The following is an 18,283-nucleotide window of genomic DNA, read 5'->3' as shown; positions in this document are numbered from 1 at the left end:
ATGCCGACTTCGAACACGCGCAGCTCACCGTTGATTCCGGCGGCGCAGATCCGGCAGCCAGCAGGTGGTACGGGTGGGCTGGGTCTACGACATCAAGGCAGACAGCAACAGCTGCAAACGCGCTTGAGGTCGATATGCCGCCGCGCCACCAGCACTACACGCTGAAGCGAATTGGCGGCGGACACGGGTGCCATTCTGCCATGAATCGTCGGCCACCATGTCACCAGGTCAAATTTGATTTCACGGTGATTAAAAGTGCGTCCAAATCTGGGTGATCGGGTGAACAAAACCGGGAATGCGCTGGGAAAACTCCTCGAGCACGGCCGTCGTGTCAAGATTTGGCATGCCTTCTCGCACGGCGCCGGTGGATCTGCCGGTCATGCAGCCGATTCCAGGTCGGCCGTTCGGCCTCTACGTGCACGTGCCGTTCTGCATAACGCGTTGCGGCTATTGCGACTTCAACACCTACACCCCGGCCGAGTTGGGCGGTGTCAACCCCGACGCCTGGCTGACCGCGCTGGGAACCGAACTCGAGCTGGCGGCCGCGCGGTTGGCCGACCCCACGGTCAGCACCGTGTTCGTCGGCGGCGGGACGCCCTCGCTGTTGGGCGGTGCGCGGCTGACGACCCTGCTGGACCGGGTGCGTGAGCACTTCACGCTGGCACCCGACGCCGAGATCACCACCGAGGCCAACCCGGAGTCGACCTGGCCGGAATTCTTCGAAGAGGTACGGGCGGCCGGCTACACCCGGGTGTCGCTGGGCATGCAGTCGGTGGTCCCGCAGGTGCTGGGCGTGCTTGACCGGGTGCACACGCCCAATCGGTCGGCGGCGGCTGCCCGTGAGGCGCTGGAGCTGGGCTTTGAGCACGTCAGTCTGGACCTGATCTACGGCACCCCGGGGGAGACCGACGACGACCTGCTGCGTTCGGTGGACACCGCGATCGAGACCGGCGTCGACCATGTGTCCGCGTACGCGCTGGTGGTCGAGGAGGGCACCGCGATGGCACGCCGGGTCCGCAACGGCGAGCTGGCCGCGCCGGACAACGACGTGCTGGCGCACCGCTACGAACTCGTCGACGAACGCCTTTCGGCGGCCGGGCTGCGCTGGTACGAGGTGTCCAACTGGTCGCGGCCCGACGGCGAATGCCGGCACAATCTGGGCTACTGGAACGGCGGCCAGTGGTGGGGTGCGGGACCCGGCGCGCACGGGTTCGTGGGCGCGACCCGGTGGTGGAACGTCAAGCACCCCAACGCTTATGCGGAGCGACTTGCCGATCGGGCGTTGCCGGTCGCGGGTTTCGAGGAGCTGAGCGCTGACGCGCTGCACACCGAAGAGGTGATGCTGCAGATCCGGTTGCGGCAGGGCCTGCCGCTGGCCATCCTGGATGCCGCCGAACGCGAGCGCGCCGAGACGGCGGTGGCCGACGGGTTGTTGATTCCCGACGGCGATCGGCTCGTTCTGTCCGACCGCGGGCGGCTGCTGGCCGACGGCGTCGTTCGAACCTTGTTGGGCTGAAACCGAACGGTGGCCGGTTGGGCCGCTCGCTGACCCCTGCGCATGCCGGGACCGGCGTGGCCCGCTGGGATCCCCGCAAATCGGGCGCGAGAAATAAGGGCGACGCGCCCTCAGTGCATAGGTTAGGCTACATTTACTTCTGTGATGGAGGCCAGCGTCGACACGAGTTCTGCCAGCACCACGTCACTGGCCATCCCCATGCCTGCCGACATCGACCCCGCCGACCTCGCGGCCGAGTTGGCCACCGAACTCACCGAGCCGGTCGGCGAGGAGTACCTCGTCTACGAGCATGACGGGCAGTGGGTGCTGGCAGCGGGTGTCCAAGCGATGGTGGAGCTGGACAGCGACGAGATAAGGGTCATCCGCGACGGTGTGACGCAGCGGCAGCAATGGACCGGCCGACCGGGTCCGGTATTAGGCGAAACCGTCGACCGGCTGCTGCTGGAGACCGACCAGCTGTTCGGTTGGGTGACGTTCGAATTCGGTGTCTACCGCTTCGGGCTCCAGCAGCGGCTGGCCCCGCACACGCCGCTGGCCCGGGTCTTCTGGCCCCGCACTCGTATCGTCCTGACGCGGAGCGAGATTCGACTGTACGGCGCCGGGGCTCAGGAGCATGCGGTGGTGCACCGTTTGCTTCGCGAGGGTTTACGCGACGTGCCGCCGGCGCGGGCGGTGGATCTGTCCGTGGACCCCTCCGACTACCGCGAGCGGGTGGCCAAGGCCGTCGGCGAGATCACCGCGGGCAGCTACGACAAAGTGATCCTGTCCCGTTGCCTCGAGGTGCCATTCGCGCTCGACTTTCCCGAGACTTATCGACTCGGACGTCGCCACAACACGCCAGTGCGGTCGTTCCTGTTGCGGCTCGGCGGTGCTCGTGCGCTGGGCTACAGCCCCGAACTCGTGACGGCCGTGCAACCAGACGGGGTGGTGGTCACCGAACCGTTGGCCGGCACCCGCGCGCTGGGCCGTGGTCCCGTGAACGACCGCCAGGCTCGTGACGACCTGGAGTCGAACTCCAAAGAGATTGTCGAGCATGCAATTTCGGTCCGGACCTCACTGCAGGAGGTGAGCGAGATCGCCGCACCGGGAACAGCGGCCGTCGTCGACTTCATGGCGGTGCGCGAGCGGGGCAGTGTGCAGCACCTCGGATCGACCGTGACCGGGCGACTGGACCCGGCCAGTGACCGGATGGATGCGCTGGAAGCGCTCTTCCCGGCGGTCACCGCATCGGGAATCCCCAAAGCGGGCGGTGTGGAAGCCATCCTGCGTCTCGACGAAGGTCCGCGTGGACTGTATTCCGGTGCCGTGGTGATGTTCTCGGCCGATGGCGGGCTCGACGCGGCGCTGACGCTGCGGGCGGCCTACGAGCGCGACGGCCGCACCTGGCTGCGGGCCGGCGCGGGCATCATCGAGGCGTCCGACCCCGAACGGGAGTTCGAGGAGACCTGCGAGAAGCTGTCCACCCTGACCCCGTATCTGGTGGAGCGGCGCTGACGCCTCCCTGTCCTGGCTGACGCGTAGTCCTGGTTGCCCAGACCCGGTGACCACCGTTTGTCCAGCGCGGGACTTTGGTCCCTAGTCGACCCAGGTGTCGACCCGCAAGGCTTATTCAGCAGTGGCAGTTGATGTCGCTGCTCTTGAATAACAAAGAAAGCGGGGTCGCTGCGCATGGGTGCACCCGAGCCGCTGCTGACGCGACAGCGTCACGTTTGTCCCCCGGGGTGGGTGTGGTCGCCGGAGATCTCCGGTCCGCCGGGTGCGCTGATCGTGAATCCCCGTGCGGCGCCGGTTCTTTCCGGGGACGCCGCGGTACGCCGCGCGTGCGGGCACGGCTTGCGGCACCTGTTCTGCACCGACGCCGCCACTGGATAGGCCGGTTGGCCGATAGCACCTCGCCACTTCGACCGATAACTGGGAGACAACTGTGTCCAAGGAAATGACCAACCTACAGCTACTCGAAGAACTGCAGCCGACGGTGGAGCAACTGCTCAATCGCCACCTGTCGAGGTTCAAGGAGTGGAGCCCGCACGACTACATTCCGTGGTCGGACGGCAAGAACTTCTACACCTTGGACGGCCAGGACTGGGAGCCGGAGCAGAGCCGGCTGTCCGACGTCGCCCAAGTGGCGATGGTGCAGAACCTGCTGACAGAGGACAACTTACCGTCCTACCACCGCGAGATTGCGATGAACTTCAGCATGGACGGCCCGTGGGGACAGTGGGTCAACAGGTGGACCGCCGAGGAGAACCGGCACAGCACCGCACTGCGTGATTACCTGGTGGTGACTCGCGCCGTCGATCCGGTCGAGCTCGAGAAGCTACGCATGGAGCAAATGACCCGAGGCTTCAGCCCAGGCCAGAACCAGCAGGGCGACATGTTTGCCGAGAGCGTGTTCGACTCGGTCATGTATGTGTCGTTCCAGGAGTTGGCCACTCGCGTTTCGCATCGCAACACCGGCAAGGCCTGCAACGAGAGCATCGCCGACCAACTGCTTGCCAGGGTTTCGGCCGACGAGAACCTGCACATGATCTTCTACCGCGACGTGAGCGCGGCGGGGCTGGACATCGCGCCGAATCAGGCGATGAAATCGGTGCATCGGATCCTGCGCAACTTCAAGATGCCGGGCTTCACGGTGCCGGAGTTTCGGCGCAAGGCGGTGATTATCGCCGTCGGCGGCGTCTACGACCCCCGCATCCATCTCGACGAGGTCGTCATGCCGGTGCTGCGCAAGTGGCGGATCTTCGAACGCGAGGACTTCACCGGCGAGGCGGCGTGGATGCGCGACGACCTCGCTCTGCTGATCAAAGAACTGCAGGAAGCGTCGGAGAGATTCGAGGAGTCCAAGCAGCGCTATCTGGAGCGGGAAGCACGCAAAGCCGAGCGGATCACCGCCAGCCGAGTGCTTAGAACCCAAGGGACACTGACACTTAGCGGGCGCTGACGATCGTCACTGGGGCAGCGCGGATCCGGCCGCATTCTCCAGGTATTCCGACAGCAACCGGCCAGCCAGTGTTTCGATGGTCGACTCGATCGACGAGGCCAGGGTGGCGGTGACGGTCGCGACAGCCTGGGTGCGAAACCGCACCAGCATGGTGATCAACTCGGCGATCTCGGCGTCCGCGGGCAGCGCCTCGCCCGGCTTGATCCGGTTGCCGACGTGTTCGAACCCGGCCTGCACCAGCAGGTCACTGATCTCATCGATCTTGGGCAGGATCTGCTCGTGCAGGTCGATGAGTTTGTCCGCGCTCACTCCGTAGCCGCGTACCTCGTTGAACGCCTCGATGAGTTTGGGTCGCAGCAGCGTGGCTTGGTCCCCCTCCACGCGAATGACGTGCAAGCCCACCATGCGGTCGAAAGCGCTTGCGTCACCGACAAGTTGACGGGCCTCGTCCAGCGGCATCGTCTGCGGTTTCTCGGTGGTCCAGGTACCCATCATCGCCGTTTCCAGCCCGAGCACGTCGCCGAGGTTCTTGCCCTCCTCCCACGCGGACAGCATTTCCCGCACGTGGGCCAGGGTGTACCCGCGGTCGAGCATCGAGGTTATGAGCCGCAGCCGGGTCAGGTGCGTGTCGTTGAACAGCGCGATCCGGCCCACCCGCATCGGCGGCGGCAGCAGGCCACGGTCGCGGTACACCCGGATGTTGCGCGTCGTGGTGCCGGCCAACCGCGCGAGTTCCTCGATCCGGTACTCACCCGAGGAGTCGTCGTGAGGGTGGTGCACCGCGGCGTCGAAGAGTTGGGTCACCGCCGCCTCGACGAACTCGCGGGACTGACGCCGAACACGGTTGGGCGCGCGTCGCACGTTGTGCAACACGCTGGCGATCGTGCCGGGTTCGGGCCGTCCCGGACGTTCGGCGCCCAAAGCGCTACGCCCTAGGCCGGTGCGCTGACGCGGTTCCGAACGTCGCAGGCAACCGCGTCATAGTGCTCGTATCTGAAGTCACGCATCTGACGAAGATACTGCGTTGCGGTTCCCGGGTACATGGAGGCGTTGAAGCCGTCCCTGGTCAGATACCAACTGCGGCAACCCGACATCCAGGTGGTCCTGGTCAGCCGGCGTTGCAGCTGCTCGTTGTGTTGCCGTTGCACGTCCTCGCGCACGTCCAGATAGCGCAGGTCGTCGTTGAGGATGGTGGTGATGCCGCGCACCACGTAGTCGAGCTGGCCTTCGATGTAGACCAGCAGCGAATTGTGTCCGGGGCCGGAGTTGGGGCCGGTCATGAAGAACAGATTCGGATAGCCGTGCGCGTTGATGCTCTTGTAGGCCTGGCCGCCGCCGGCCCAATCGTCGGCCAGCGATCGGCCGCCGAGGCCGGTCACCTGGAACGGCGGCCCGGTCAGGTGAACGTCGTACCCGGTGGCGAAGACGATGCAATCCAGATGGTGTTCGATGCCGTCGCTGGTGCGGATACCGACCGGGCTCAACGTCGCGATCGGCCAGTCGATGAGTTTGCAGTTGTCGCGTTGCAGCGCGGGATAGTAGTCGCTGGAGACCAGCATCCGCTTGCAACCCGGCGCGAAGTCCGGGGTCAGCTGCCGGCGCAGCCACGGATCCTTGACCGTGGCACGGATATGGGCCTGGCCGAGCCGGGCCACCAGCGAGGTCAGCGGCGTGTTCCACACCATCGCGGTGGCGGTGGCCTCGTGCCCCCAGAACAACACCTGACGCGCGAGTTGTTGAGTGGCAGGGACTTTCGCGAACAGTGCCTGCACCGCCGGTGGGGTCGCGACGTCGAGCCGGGGCAGCACCCAGCCCGGGGTGCGCTGGAACACCTTGACGAACCCGGCCTGCTTGACCAGTTCGGGAATGATCTGAATCGCGCTGGCCCCGGTGCCGATGACGGCCACCCGCTTGCCGGCGAAGTCGTAGTCCGAATCCCAGCGGGCGCTGTGGATCTTGTGCCCTTCGAAGCTGTCCAGGCCGCGGATGTCCGGAAGGCTGGCGTCGGACAACGGACCGGACGCCAGCACCACGGTGCGGGCGCGAAAGCGCTTGCGGTTCTTGGTTTTCGCGGTCCATACGCCGGCGTCCTCGTCGAACGTCAGGCCGCTGACCTCGTGGCCGAACCGGACGTGCCTGCGGATGTCGAACCGGGTGGCCATCTCCTCGATGTGCCGGTAGATCTCCGGGGCGGGGGAGTATGTCCGCGACCATTTCGGGTTCTTGACGAACGAATACGAGTACAGCAGCGACGGCACGTCGCAGCTGGCCCCCGGATACTTGGTGTCGCGCCAGGTGCCGCCCACCCGGTCTGAGCGTTCCAGGATGACGACATCGTCGACACCGGCTTCGGCCAGTCGGATTGCCGCGCCGAGACCGCTGAACCCGGCCCCGATAATGAGGGTCTGATAGACGTGGTCTGCCATGGTCAGGCCGCCGGCTCGTGGGTGAGTTCCCTGGACCAGCTGGGCATCGGCCGCAGCAGCGGTTTGGGGTAGAAGTCCGACAGCCACACCATGGAATTGGCCAACAGTTGGTAGGGATGGCGCGGGTTGACCACCCAACCGGCGTGGCGCTTGAGCAACTTGTAGGTAGGCACCCGATGGGTGTGTTCGCCGCGCTCGCCGAGTTGTTTGAAACGCTTGACCGCGTTGAAAAGCCGCTCCGGCTCCATCCCCATCCCGGCCATCTCGTTGCGCACCCGGTTGAGCAGCGGCACGTACATCAGGACGCCGAGGATCAGGCCGGGCGACGCGAAGCGACCGACGGCTTCGATGACCAGGCGGCGCGTGGCGGCATGTCCGATCATGTCCAGCACCGCGAAATCGACTGCGATGTGGCGTGATTCGTCATTGTTGATCTTCTCGAACACCTGGTGGCAGACGGGGTCCTCCACCGTGTCCAGCAGGAACTTGAGCAGCGCGCCGTCCAGTGCGACCTCGAGCATCGGGATCACGGTGCCCAGCACCGACAGCGGCATGTCGTCGGAGTAGGTGTCCAACCACTCGATCGCCAGCCGGATGTTGACGTTGGGGGTGGGAACTTCGCCGTCTTCGAGCATGCCCCAGCGCTTCATCAGCGCCAGTTCGGCGTTGGCATGACGCTGCTCCTCGGCGTGGAAATAGCGGTAGATCTCGGCGATCGTCGGGTCGGGTGCCTTCTTGGCCAGCGCCGCGAAGCCACGGGCGCCGATGTTCTCGATCCAGCACAGGTCGGCCATGAACGACTTGAGCTTCGGGCGGAACTCCGGCCGGATGGTCTCGGCGCCCGGTGCGTCCCAGTCGATGTCGGCAAGCGCCCACTGCCGATCCTTGATCTTGGCGAGCATGTTTTCCATATTGACGGCCATCAGAGCCTCCCTTTCATATGGACGGGTGATTCAGATACTGGCAACCCGTGAGATCAGACCAACCGCGCGCGTATATGCGCCCGGCGCCAAACGTTTGATGTTCCAACCGATCTTGGCCTCCAGCTGCGGCATGCAGTAGAGGTCGCCGCGGTCGTGGGCGTCCAGACAGATCCGCGCCACCTTCTCCGCGGTGTATCCGGTCCAGCTCATCAGCTTGGCGGCGAACTCGCTGGTCTCGTCGTTGATGCGTCCGGAACCGACGATGTTGGTCTTGACGAATGTCGGGCACAGCACGGTGACTTTGACTGCGGTGCCGGACAATTCGGCCGCCAGTGTTTCCGACAGGGATAGTACGCCGGCCTTGCTGACGTTGTAGGCGGCCATGCCGGGAGCGGCGCCGAACGCCGCCGCCGACGCGACGTTGATGATGCCGCGAGGCGCTCGGGACGGATCTGCCTCGCGCAGGATCGGGGTGAACACCTGGCAGCCGTGTATCGGCCCCCACAGGTTGATACCGAGTACCCATGTCCAATCTTCCAGCGGCACTTCGCCGATGAGCGTGCCACCCGCACCGACGCCGGCGTTGTTGATCACCAGGGTGGGTGGTGCCCCGAACCAGGCTTGAGCCTCCTGCGCCAGGGCGGCTACCTCGTCGTAGTTCGACACGTCGCAGCGCACCGCCACCGCCTTGGCGCCCAGCTCGGTGAGCGCGTCCACCGTGCGTTGGGCGGCCGCTTCGTCGATGTCGCTGCATACCACCGCGCCGCCACGGCGGGCGAGTTCGACCGCGAAGGCGGCGCCGATGCCGCTGCCGGCGCCGGTCACCACCGCCAGAGCGTCGTGGCTGGCGGACTTCTTGTTCAGCAATTTGTCCAACGGACCGAACATCAAACCGCCTCCGTCGCAGTGATCGTGCGCAGTGAGTCCGCGATGAACCGGCTGACGTGGGCCATCGCTTTGGGAGCTTCGGGGGACATGCGGGGCAGCGCCTGGAAGACGTGCATCTGGTCGGGCCAGATCTGCAGTTCGCAGCTGCCACCGGCGGCCCGGATGTCGGCGGCCAGCTGCCGCGCATCGCCTTCTAACATCTCGGCGCCGCCCGCCTGGATCAGAGTCGGGGGCAGCGACGGTCCGTTGACGACGTCGAGCCGCAAGCGCTCGTGGCCGGGATCTACCCCGGTGTGATACAGCGCCACCAGCTTTGCCGCGGCGGCCGCCCGGATGGCCGGATCCGGGCGCTGCAGTTCACGCGCGAGACACAGCTCGAAGGTGAGGTCGATCAGCGGGGAGAACAACACCATGGCGGCGGGCGGGTCAGCAGCAACTCCAGTCTGCAGCAGTAGGTCCACCGAAAGGTGCCCGCCCGCCGAATCCCCGGCGACCACAATGCGTTCCGGGTCGAAACGCTCTTGCAGATAGTCCCAGCCGGTCCGGACGTCGTCGGCGGCGGTGGGGAAGCGGTGGCGCGGTGCCAGCCGGTAGTCGACGCAGAACACCGGCAGCCCGGTCAGTGACGAAAGCCAAGACGTCAGCCTGCGGTGGGTCCGGGGTGAACACATCGCGTAGCCGCTGCCGTGTACGTAGTAGATCGCATCGGTGCAGACGCGCGCAGTGTTGGCGCCGTATACCCATTCACCCTTGAGCCTGCGCCCATCGGGCAGCACGGTATCCACGTATTCGACGTGGGTGCCGGCCAGCGATGGACCGAGGGCGTTCATCAGCCCGGCGATGATCTGCCGCGACGCCCAGATGCCCCAGGCGCGTTCGGGTGGCAGCAGCGCAGTGACAGGCCGCAGCATCAGGGTGCTGAAAGCGATGGCACTGCGCGAGCGCAGTGAGCCGCGCGCCGGAACGTCGTCGTCCATGCAACGGAGTCAACAACAAATGGTGACATTCGTCAATGGCAGGTTTTGTCGAGCCGTTCAGCCCGGCTGTGCCCCGCCGAGGGAAGCGATGATCGCCTTCTTGTCGATCTTGCCGATCGGGGTGGTGGGCAGTGACGGCAACGCGACCAACTGGTCGAGTCGGACATGGGCCGCCACGCCGCGCTGGTCCAGATAGCCGTTCAACTCCGCGATGGTTGCCGGTGCGCCAGCGAAAACCACTGCGGCGCAGATCTTTTCACCGACGCTGGGGTCTGGTAGCGGCACCGCCGCGACCGACCAGATCGACGGGTGGTGCAACAGGTGCTCCTCGAGATCCTGAGCGGAAATGGTCTCGCCGGCCCGGCAGATGACGTCCTTCACGCGCCCGGTGACCACCAGGTTGCCGTCGTCGCGCAATCGGACCAAATCGCCGCTGCGGTAGAAGCCGTCGGGATCAAAGCAGCGCTCGTTGTCCCGCGCGGCACGGAAGTAACCGTTCAGCGTGTAGGGCCCGCGCGCCAGCAGCTCGCCCTCCCGGCCCGGCGCCACGGGCGCCCCGTCTGCATCGACGATGCGCAGTTCGTCGCCCGGACTCAGTGGCCGCCCCTGGGTGTGCTCGAGCACCTCCGGCGGATCGTCCAACCGGGTGAAGTTCAGCAACCCCTCGGCCATCCCGAACACCTGCTGCAGACCCGGTGTCAGCGCCGCACGCACCTGCGCGGCGTCCTCGGCTTCGAGCTTGGAGCCACCGACTTGCAACAGCCGCAACGATTTCGGGGTCACCGGCTCCCAATCACAGGCCTGCGCCCACAATTTGGCCAATGCCGGCACCAGGGCGGTGACGGTGACATGGTGCCGCTCGATCGTGTCGAACGCCGCTTCGGGACTGGCGTCGGCGCCGAAAACCGTTGTGGCGCCGACACTCACGGCACCCAGAAGGCCGGGACAGGCCAACGGGAAGTTGTGTGCCGCCGGGAGTATCGCGAGATAGACGTCGTCGTCGGACAGGTGGCAGAGTTCGGCGCTCGCGGTCGCGTTGTAGACGTAATCGTTGTGAGTGCGGGGGATCAGTTTCGGCGTGCCGGTGGTGCCGCCGGAGACCAGCAGCAACGCCGGCGCCGCGGTATCGACCGTGATCTCCGGTACGGGGCCGTCGGGCAGCTCCGTCCAGGACAGGAACGGGCCGGGATCGCCGTCCACGACGACGTGACGGAGCCCGGCGTGCGCCGCGACGAGTTGTTCGGCCATCGGGCGGTAGTCGAAGCCCCCCGCCGTCGCGGCGACGATCAGTCCGACCGCTCCGCTGACTTCGGCGAAGTGGCCCAGTTCGGCCAACCGGTGCCCCGGCAGGCACATCACCGGGACGGCGCCGGCGCGCAACAGGCCGAAGAACGCCACCGCGAACCGGCACGAGTTGGGCAACGCGAGCAGCATCCGGTCGCCGGGCCCGATCCCGAGCGCGGCCAGTCCCGCGGCGGCGCGGTCGGCAAATCGATCCAGCTCAGCGTAGGTATGGCGACCGTTCGCGTCGACGACGGCGACGTGGTCGGGCCACGTCGTCGCGGACTGCCGAAGCAGCCCGTCCACCGTACGGTCCGTCCAGTAGCCGGCGCCCCGATACGCACTGGCCCGGTCTCCGGGAAAAGGGGTGAATCCGTCCACGGTGGTTGTTTCGGACGGGTGTGACGAACGGACAGGCACTCGGCAGCTCCCTCGGGGTGAGCGTGTCAGTCCTTCGAATATAGGGTAGCGTACACAAAAGTTAGGACAGCCTGAGCTAAGACGGGGGTGGGTCGTGGGCGGCGCGTCTTTCGCCGGTAAACCGGCGGACCGGCATCAGCCCCCGACTCCGTGGTGCGGCGACGGTGCCCGATGAGCGCAACGCTGGCGATCGTCGGAGCTGGCGCCAAGGCGGTAGCGGTGGCGGCCAAAGCCGCGGTGCTGCGCGAAATGGGCGTAGACACACCGGAAGTCGTCGCCGTCGAACGCACTGAGGTCGCCGCTAACTGGCTGCCCGGCGGGGGTTGGACGGACGGGCGGCAACGGTTGGGCACCAGTCCGGAGAAGGACGTCGGGTTCCCGTACCGGTCTGCTCTGGTGCAGGGCCGCGATTCGGAAATCGACGAGCAGATGATGCGATTCAGTTGGCAGTCGTATCTGGTCGCCACCGACCAATTCGTGGGCTGGATCGACCGCGGCCGCCCGGCGCCGGCGCACGACACCTGGGCCCGTTACCTGCGCTGGGTTGCCGAGGTGGCGGGTCTAAAAGTCGTTCAGGGTGAGGTGCGCAGGATCGCGATCAAGGATTCCCGATGGGTGGTCGACACGCCCGATGCCACGGTGTCGGCCGATTCGTTGATGATGACCGGGCCCGGTCAGCCGGAGCGGTCCATCCTGTCCGGCGACCCGCGGGTCTTGTCGATCGCGCAGTTCTGGGCCCGGGCCGGGCAGCACGACCGCATCGTCGCCGACAGCGTCGCGGTCATCGGTGGCGGCGAGACCGCCGCCTCGATCCTCAATGAGCTTTTCCACCACCGTGTTTCGGCGATCACGGCGATCTCCCCGCAGGCCACCCTGTTTACCCGCGGCGAGGGTTTCTTCGAGAATTCGCTGTTCTCCGATCCCGCGGGCTGGTGCAGCCTGAGTCTGGCCGAGCGTCGCAACTGCATTGCCCGAACCGACCGCGGCGTATTCTCCGCGCGGGTCCAGGAGTCGCTGCTCGCCGATGAACGGATCAGGCATTTGCGTGGCCGCGTCGCCCGGGCAGTCGACCGCGACGATCGGATCTGGATCACGCTGTCTACCGATCGCGGCGGCGAACAGCAGGAAACCTTGCACAGTTTCGAATTGGTGATCGACGGATCTGGCGCCGACGCACTATGGTTTCTGCCGCTGTTGGACCAGAGCGCCGTCGAGCTGCTCGAGCTGAGCTTGCCTGGTCCGCTGACCGGCGACCGCATCGAGGAGTCGATCGAAGATGATCTCTCCGTCGCCGGGATCACTCCGAAACTGTTCCTGCCCAATCTGTCCGGCCTGAACGTCGGGCCGGGATTCCCCAACTTGAGCTGCCTCGGGCTCCTTTCGGACCGGATCCTGGGCGCTGACCTGCGCGCCACCGGGGCGCAACCCGATCTGCAGCATGGAAGAAGTGATGAATACCAATCCGTTTGACGACGACAACGGCACCTTCTACGTGCTGGTCAACGACGAGGATCAGCACAGCCTCTGGCCTGCGTTCACCGCGCTGCCGGCCGGGTGGCGGGTGGTGTTCGGCGAGGATAGTCGGACGAATTGTCTTGCCTACGTGGAACAGAATTGGACGGATATGCGGCCCAGGAGCCTGCGCGAGGCGATGGCCGCGAAGTAACTGCAGACCGGATGCCGGAAAAGGTCAGGCGTCCAGCTTGGCCAGCAGGTCGGCGATGGACGCTCCGCCGAGCAGATCCGATACCGCCACGTCGTGGTCGAACTCGAGCTTGACGCGACGCCGTAATTCGAGTGCCTGCAACGAATCCAGGCCGATCGCAACCATCGGGATAGTGGTGTCGATCTTGTCGGCGTCGTCAGCCCCGATGGCAACCGCAAGCAGGTCGACCAAGCGTTGTGACAACGCGGTTGTCTCCGTGCGCGGTTGGGGATCGGGGGCGGGGGCGGTGATCTGGGCGTCGCTCAATTGCGATAGGAGTGCGCGCTGACCACACGTGTCCAGCACCGAGCGGGCTCGATCGAGGTCGAATGCTGCCACGATGGCGTTCTGGCCAAGTGGAGCCATTCCCAGCGCCAGGCCAGCGTCGCTCGACATCGGCAACAGCCCGGTGAAGGCCAGCTTCGATAGGCCGGGGTCGTCGGGGTTCGCTTCGACCTGCCACTGACCCCATTGCACCGACGCGCAGTCCACGCCTTCGGCGCGGAGTCGGTGCGCCATCGCGTCGAGCATGCGGTTCGAGGCTGCGTAGACGATCAGGCCGCGGCCGCCCACTGTCGCGGCGACCGATGAGCACAACAAGACCCGGCAGCTACCGGTGCGGGGAATTGCGTCCAGTACTCGCGAGATGCCGAGGACTTTGGCCCGCAGGGCAACGTCGGCCTGCGCTGTGGTGATCTGGGCCAGTTCCATACCCGTGTACTGCACCGCAGCATGAATGATCAAATCCGCTGGGGTGTCACGGTTCTGCTCGGCCAGCTGCGCGACCGCAGTGTGATCGCCGACGTCGCACCGACTGACCTCGATGTGTGTGCTGGTCGCAGCACGGATGTGGCGCAGCCGGTTGGCGACGGCGGCGGTCTCTCCCGACCGGTTGACCAGGGTGATTCGCCGCACGCCACCGCGGGCGAAGTGTGCACAGAACTCCAGCCCGAGATTTCCCGTGCCGCCGATGATGAGCACATGCTCGGGGATGGCCGAACCCGCAGTGGCAGCAGTGATTTCGACGGCCCGCTTCGCATACAGGCTGCCGCCGCGAAGCGCGAGCGCCGATTCTCCCGCGGTGTGCAGCGCCGAGACCACAGTGGCCGCGGCTTCCAGTGGCGTGAATCCGACGGGTAGATCGAGATTGCGGAAGTTCACGCCCGGATGCTCCGAGCCGACGCAGCGGAAACCCGAGATCAGCGCCGCGTGCACCAGATCCGGAGGGGTATCGTCGGCGACCACCGCTTCACCCCCGACCGTCACCAGCCAGTAGTCGGAGATCCCGTCGACCCCACGCCACCACGACCGGTCCGCGAAGAAGCCGGCGACGGCCGCCGCCGCGGCCGAGTCGTCCGACCGCGCGGACCGCGGCATCAGAACGACATAAGTGTCGAATGCCGGCCCTTCGTAGCTGTTTTCGCCATCGATGATCCTAGCCGCGCCGCCGATGTTGGAGGCTGCGGCGCTGAGCGCGTCGGCCAGCTCGCCACAGTCCCCGGTGTGGTCGATGATGCCGATGGACCGGGGCGGCAGCAGCGAGCGCTGCGACAAGCGGATCCACTGCTCGGCGAGCAGACGTGGCGGTGCAGTAGATGTCGGGGCCGTCGGGACCACCGTTGTGGCCGTGGCGGATTGGGCCGGGCCGCCCGCGTAGGGCACCCATAGCTTGGTCTCGTCCAACACGGTGTTCGGAAAATCGAGGAGCGGCAGCGGGGTGGGGCCGTCGCATTCGGTGCGCAGGCTGTCCCAGGAGTAGTCCAGATCATGCACCGCAAGCTGGGCGAGGTTGCGGGTGAATTGGTAGAGGTCGGTTGCGGTGCGGTCGGAGGTGCCGATCACCATCGCCGGATGAGCGTCGGCATCGCCGGTCGAATCGTCCAAGTTCTCTTGGATCGCCAGTTGCAGCGTCGGATGCTCGGCCAGCTCGACGAAGGTGTCGACGCCAAGCTGCAGCGCGGTCGCGATGGCCTTGTCGAAGCGGACGGTGTTGCGCAGATTCCAGAACCAGTACCGGTCCACCGGCACGTCTGAGGTGATGGCGGCGCCCAGAGTCCCTCCGACGCAGTCGATCTCCGAGTCGGCGAAATGAGTGTTGTCCAGGTCTTGCGCAATCCCCAGCATCGTGTCGCGCAACTGGTTGATCATGCTGGTGTGTGCGGGGAATTGGACGCGGATCACCTTTGCGAAGACGTCCCGGCTGGTGAACGTGTCTACGACGCTCTGGACGGTCTGTCGGTCGCCGGAGATTCCGACCATGTTGGGCGAATTCACTACCGACAACTCCGCCCAGCCCGTACAGCGAGCCAGTGCGCCTTCGCAGGAGTCACGGTCCGCGGCGATCACGGCCATCGCGTAGTCGGCGGAGACGAATTCGTCTGCGGCGCCGGCACGTAGGGCAATCGTGCGGACCGCATCTGACAGCGTGATCGAGCCCGCCACATAGGCCGCGGCCAGCTCGCCCTGACTGTGCCCGATGGTGACCACGGGCCCGAGGCCCAAGGACTTCCACACCGCGGCCAACCCGACCATCTGGGTGAACAACGCAGGCTGGACGGTTCGGGCGTTGTCCTGGGCCGGAAAGTCCTCGTGGAGAAGGTAGTCCAGGGGAGATTCGCCGGTCAGGATCCCGAATGCGTCCGAACAGCGGTCCACCTCGGCCCGGTAGGCTGCGAACGCTTCGTAGAAGAGCCGTCCCATCCCGGGCCGCTGGCTACCCTGGCCCGGGAAGACGTGACCGACACGGCGTGATGTGGCAGCCGAATCAGACCGAACCACGGCGGGGTGCGTCACGCCGTCACCGACGGCCCGCAGCGCGTCGAGTAACTCGTCGCGATCGGTCACCATCAGCAGGGCGCGGTGTTTGCGTGCGCTCCGCGTGCGAAAGAGCATACCGGCGATCGCCTGCGCATCGGTCTCCGGATGTGTTGCCGTGTAACGGAGTACGGCGGCGGCCTCGGCCCGCAGTAGTGCAGCTGCCTCGGCGCTCAGCAGGACGGGGATGGTGCCGTCGGGGAGCCGGTAACGGGAGATGGTCACTGCTGTCCCTCGAGAATCTCCGGCATGGCGATGATTGCGTGCGCGTTCGCGCCGCCGGCGCCGAACGACGAGACGGCGCCGTAGCGGACACCGTCCTTCGGGTCCCACGGGTGCAATTTGGTAGCCAGCCGGATACCGGACATGTCCCACGGCAGTTTCGTAGTCGGGTTGTCCGCGAACAGGGTTGGCGGAATGTGCCGATGCTGCCCAGCGAGTAGCAATTTGATCAAGCCCAGTATTCCCGCCGCGGCCTGCGCGTGCCCGGCGTTGGACTTGATGGAACCCAGTAACGCTTCGCTTCCGGCCGCACCGTAAGTCTGGAACAACGCAAGCAATTCCGCCGGATCGCCCGCACGCGTCCCGGTGCCGTGACCCTCGATCATTTCGACGTCGGCCGGATCGATGCCGGCGGCGTCGATCGTCTTCTGGACGACCTGTGCTTGCGCACGCACCCGGGGCACCAGGATCGGCTTGCCCTTGCCGTTGTGGTTGGTACGCACGGCCAGGACCCGCCCATAGATGCGGTGTCCCAGCTGGCGGGCCCGCGATTCCCGTTCCAGGAGAACCATTCCCGCGCCTTCACCCCAGACCGTGCCGGTGGCGTCGTCGGCATAGGAGCGGCAGTGTCCGTCGTCGGAGAGAGCATTGAGCTTCGCGAATTCATAAAACCCGGTCGGTTCTCCCAGCACACACGCGGCTCCCGCCAACGCCCATTCGCACTCGTCCATCGCTATTGCATTGCTGGCCATCTGCACCGCGGTCAACGACGACGCACACGCCGTGTCGACACTGATCGACGGCCCGGTCAGCCCGAGTGAGTGCGAGATACGCGCGGCACCGCCCAATTGCCCCATGGCGACCGTTCGTAGTCCGGTGTAGGCGTCGATGGTCGTGGTACGCGGGCCGTATTCCGTCATCGACATTCCGACATAGCAGCCACCGAATTCGCCTGCCAGCGAACCGGGATTGACGCCGGAGTTCTCCAGCGCCCGCCAGGCCACTCGCATCGCCACCCGCTGCTGGGGATGCATCACCGCCGCCTCGCGATGGGTGATGCCGAAGAAGGGAGCATCGAATTGCGTTGCACCGGACAGGAATCCGCCCGAATCGCAAACCCTGCCCCAACCGTCCATATCGGATAACGACAACAGTTCGTCGATGCTCCAGCCGCGGTCGCGGGGGAATGGACCGAGTAGTTCGCGCGACTCGGCCAGTGCCGTCCACAACAGGGCCGGAGTGTCGATCCCCCCGGGCAGTTCGACCGCCATTCCCGAGATGACGACGGGGTCGGTGGTCACGACGTGCCCTGGCGCATCCGGTGCGCTCCGACATCGAGTTGCGCGGCCGACGTCAGCAACTCGGCGATTTCGTCGATGTGGTCGTTGAGGTAGAAGTGCCCGCCGTCGAACAGTGTCACCTGAACGGTTTGCGTGTGCTTGCCCCAGCCGTATAGGTCGCCGAGTTGGACGATCGGGTCTTGGTCGCCGCCGAGCGCGTGCACGGGCGCCGATATCTTCACATCCTCGGAGCAGCGGTATGCGTCGAATGCTTCGTAGTCGGCCTTGATGACCGGCAGCGCCAGCCTCATCAGGTCGCTGTTGGCGTAGACCGCGGAATCGGTGCCTTCGAGCATCGCGACGTGTCGCAGGATTTCCTCGTCGGTCTTCGGGTGTTCCGGCTTGGACTCGGCGTAGCAGGGGGCCACCGCGGCGGAGATGGTGACTTGGCGTACGTCGATGCCGTGCGCTTCGGCGAGGCGGACGAATTCGAACGACACCATCGCACCGAGACTGTGGCCGAAGGTGATGACCGGCGCCCCGCAATTGTGTTCCGAGCCGAGGAACCCGTCGAATGCCCCGGCCGCGATCTCGGGGATGGAACGCAGCAGGGCTTCGGCGGCCCGATCCTGACGGCCGGGGTACTGGAAGACGACGACCGTGAAGTTCGGGCTGAGCGCCTTGGAGAATGCGCGATACGCCGACGCGCCGGCTCCGGCGTGGGGAAAGACCAGCAGTAGTGGATTGTCGGGTGAATCCGCGCGATGAAATTGCCTGGTCCACCCCAAGTTGCGCGGCATGCACTACTACCTTTCGTGACTCGGTGTGTGGTTGCGCGAGGCGATCGGCAGGTTGGCCCGGTTCCGCAGCGCCAGCCGCGGTAGCCGCGA

16 protein-coding genes are annotated in these 18,283 nt (G+C 66.0%); 6 read left to right on the top strand and 10 right to left on the bottom strand.

The features are described 5' to 3' along the window. Positions 1–92: 92 nt before the first annotated feature. Positions 93–194 (bottom strand): Ms4527A family Cys-rich leader peptide, encoded by a 102-nt coding sequence (locus AC5Y46_RS15780; protein ID WP_499945282.1) that lies wholly within the window; start codon positions 192–194, stop codon positions 93–95. Between the two features lie 149 nt (positions 195–343). On the opposite strand from AC5Y46_RS15780, the gene hemW reads away from it, so the two are divergent. The 4 genes from hemW to AC5Y46_RS15760 all read left to right on the top strand — a co-directional run bounded on the left by hemW (position 344) and on the right by AC5Y46_RS15760 (position 4,457). After that, positions 344–1,516 carry a radical SAM family heme chaperone HemW gene (hemW, locus tag AC5Y46_RS15775; RefSeq protein ID WP_499945208.1) on the top strand — a complete coding sequence of 391 codons (1,173 nt, stop codon included), beginning with the start codon at positions 344–346 and terminating at the stop codon, positions 1,514–1,516. A gap of 141 nt (positions 1,517–1,657) precedes the next feature. Next, complete coding sequence (locus AC5Y46_RS15770; protein WP_499945210.1) at positions 1,658–3,010, top strand: salicylate synthase; 1,353 nt, start codon at positions 1,658–1,660, stop codon at positions 3,008–3,010. A 174-nt stretch (positions 3,011–3,184) separates the two neighbouring features. Next, positions 3,185–3,388 (top strand): hypothetical protein, encoded by a 204-nt coding sequence (locus tag AC5Y46_RS15765; RefSeq protein WP_499945212.1) that lies wholly within the window; start codon positions 3,185–3,187, stop codon positions 3,386–3,388. A gap of 52 nt (positions 3,389–3,440) precedes the next feature. Next, positions 3,441–4,457 carry an acyl-ACP desaturase gene (locus AC5Y46_RS15760; protein ID WP_499945213.1) on the top strand — a complete coding sequence of 339 codons (1,017 nt, stop codon included), beginning with the start codon at positions 3,441–3,443 and terminating at the stop codon, positions 4,455–4,457. Positions 4,458–4,463: 6 nt separating this feature from the next. Here the strand turns inward: AC5Y46_RS15760 and AC5Y46_RS15755 are convergent, their stop codons facing one another. The 6 genes from AC5Y46_RS15755 to AC5Y46_RS15730 are packed head-to-tail and all read right to left on the bottom strand — an operon-like array spanning position 4,464 to position 11,372. Continuing rightward, the gene (locus AC5Y46_RS15755; RefSeq protein WP_499945214.1) at positions 4,464–5,378 is read right to left on the bottom strand and encodes a MerR family transcriptional regulator; all 915 of its coding nucleotides are present in this window, start codon (positions 5,376–5,378) and stop codon (positions 4,464–4,466) included. Positions 5,379–5,389: 11 nt separating this feature from the next. Then, complete coding sequence (locus AC5Y46_RS15750) at positions 5,390–6,889, bottom strand: flavin-containing monooxygenase (RefSeq protein ID WP_499945283.1); 1,500 nt, start codon at positions 6,887–6,889, stop codon at positions 5,390–5,392. Continuing rightward, entirely contained in the window at positions 6,886–7,806 is a 921-nt protein-coding gene (locus AC5Y46_RS15745) for a ferritin-like domain-containing protein (protein WP_499945216.1), read from the bottom strand. The genes AC5Y46_RS15750 and AC5Y46_RS15745 overlap by 4 nt, the downstream gene beginning before the upstream one ends. Positions 7,807–7,836: 30 nt before the next feature. Continuing rightward, positions 7,837–8,694 (bottom strand): SDR family NAD(P)-dependent oxidoreductase, encoded by an 858-nt coding sequence (locus AC5Y46_RS15740; protein ID WP_499945217.1) that lies wholly within the window; start codon positions 8,692–8,694, stop codon positions 7,837–7,839. Further along, a complete protein-coding gene (locus AC5Y46_RS15735; RefSeq protein WP_499945219.1) occupies positions 8,694–9,671 on the bottom strand; it encodes an alpha/beta hydrolase in 978 nt (325 codons plus the stop codon). The genes AC5Y46_RS15740 and AC5Y46_RS15735 overlap by 1 nt, the downstream gene beginning before the upstream one ends. Positions 9,672–9,728: 57 nt before the next feature. Continuing rightward, positions 9,729–11,372: a (2,3-dihydroxybenzoyl)adenylate synthase gene (locus AC5Y46_RS15730; RefSeq protein ID WP_499945220.1), complete on the bottom strand. Its 1,644-nt coding sequence runs from the start codon at positions 11,370–11,372 to the stop codon at positions 9,729–9,731. A gap of 171 nt (positions 11,373–11,543) precedes the next feature. Between AC5Y46_RS15730 and mbtG the strand changes: the two genes are divergently transcribed. Both mbtG and AC5Y46_RS15720 read left to right on the top strand, forming a co-directional pair. Further along, positions 11,544–12,842: an NADPH-dependent L-lysine N(6)-monooxygenase MbtG gene (gene mbtG / locus AC5Y46_RS15725; RefSeq protein WP_499945222.1), complete on the top strand. Its 1,299-nt coding sequence runs from the start codon at positions 11,544–11,546 to the stop codon at positions 12,840–12,842. Further along, complete coding sequence (locus AC5Y46_RS15720) at positions 12,823–13,038, top strand: MbtH family protein (protein WP_499945284.1); 216 nt, start codon at positions 12,823–12,825, stop codon at positions 13,036–13,038. Before mbtG ends, AC5Y46_RS15720 begins: the two co-directional genes overlap by 20 nt. Positions 13,039–13,062: 24 nt before the next feature. On the opposite strand, the gene nbtC is transcribed toward AC5Y46_RS15720, so the two are convergent. The 3 genes from nbtC to AC5Y46_RS15705 are packed head-to-tail and all read right to left on the bottom strand — an operon-like array spanning position 13,063 to position 18,193. Then, a complete protein-coding gene (gene nbtC / locus AC5Y46_RS15715; RefSeq protein ID WP_499992091.1) occupies positions 13,063–16,116 on the bottom strand; it encodes a nocobactin polyketide synthase NbtC in 3,054 nt (1,017 codons plus the stop codon). Continuing rightward, a complete protein-coding gene (locus AC5Y46_RS15710) occupies positions 16,113–17,414 on the bottom strand; it encodes a beta-ketoacyl [acyl carrier protein] synthase domain-containing protein (RefSeq protein WP_499945226.1) in 1,302 nt (433 codons plus the stop codon). Before AC5Y46_RS15710 ends, nbtC begins: the two co-directional genes overlap by 4 nt. Beyond that, positions 17,411–18,193: a thioesterase II family protein gene (locus tag AC5Y46_RS15705; RefSeq protein WP_499945229.1), complete on the bottom strand. Its 783-nt coding sequence runs from the start codon at positions 18,191–18,193 to the stop codon at positions 17,411–17,413. Before AC5Y46_RS15705 ends, AC5Y46_RS15710 begins: the two co-directional genes overlap by 4 nt. Positions 18,194–18,283: the final 90 nt, after the last annotated feature.

This window comes from Mycobacterium sp. NGS59 (genome assembly GCF_059812345.1).
The sequence above is the reverse complement of the archived record's forward strand: the minus strand, read 5'-3'. Positions and strand labels throughout refer to the sequence as shown.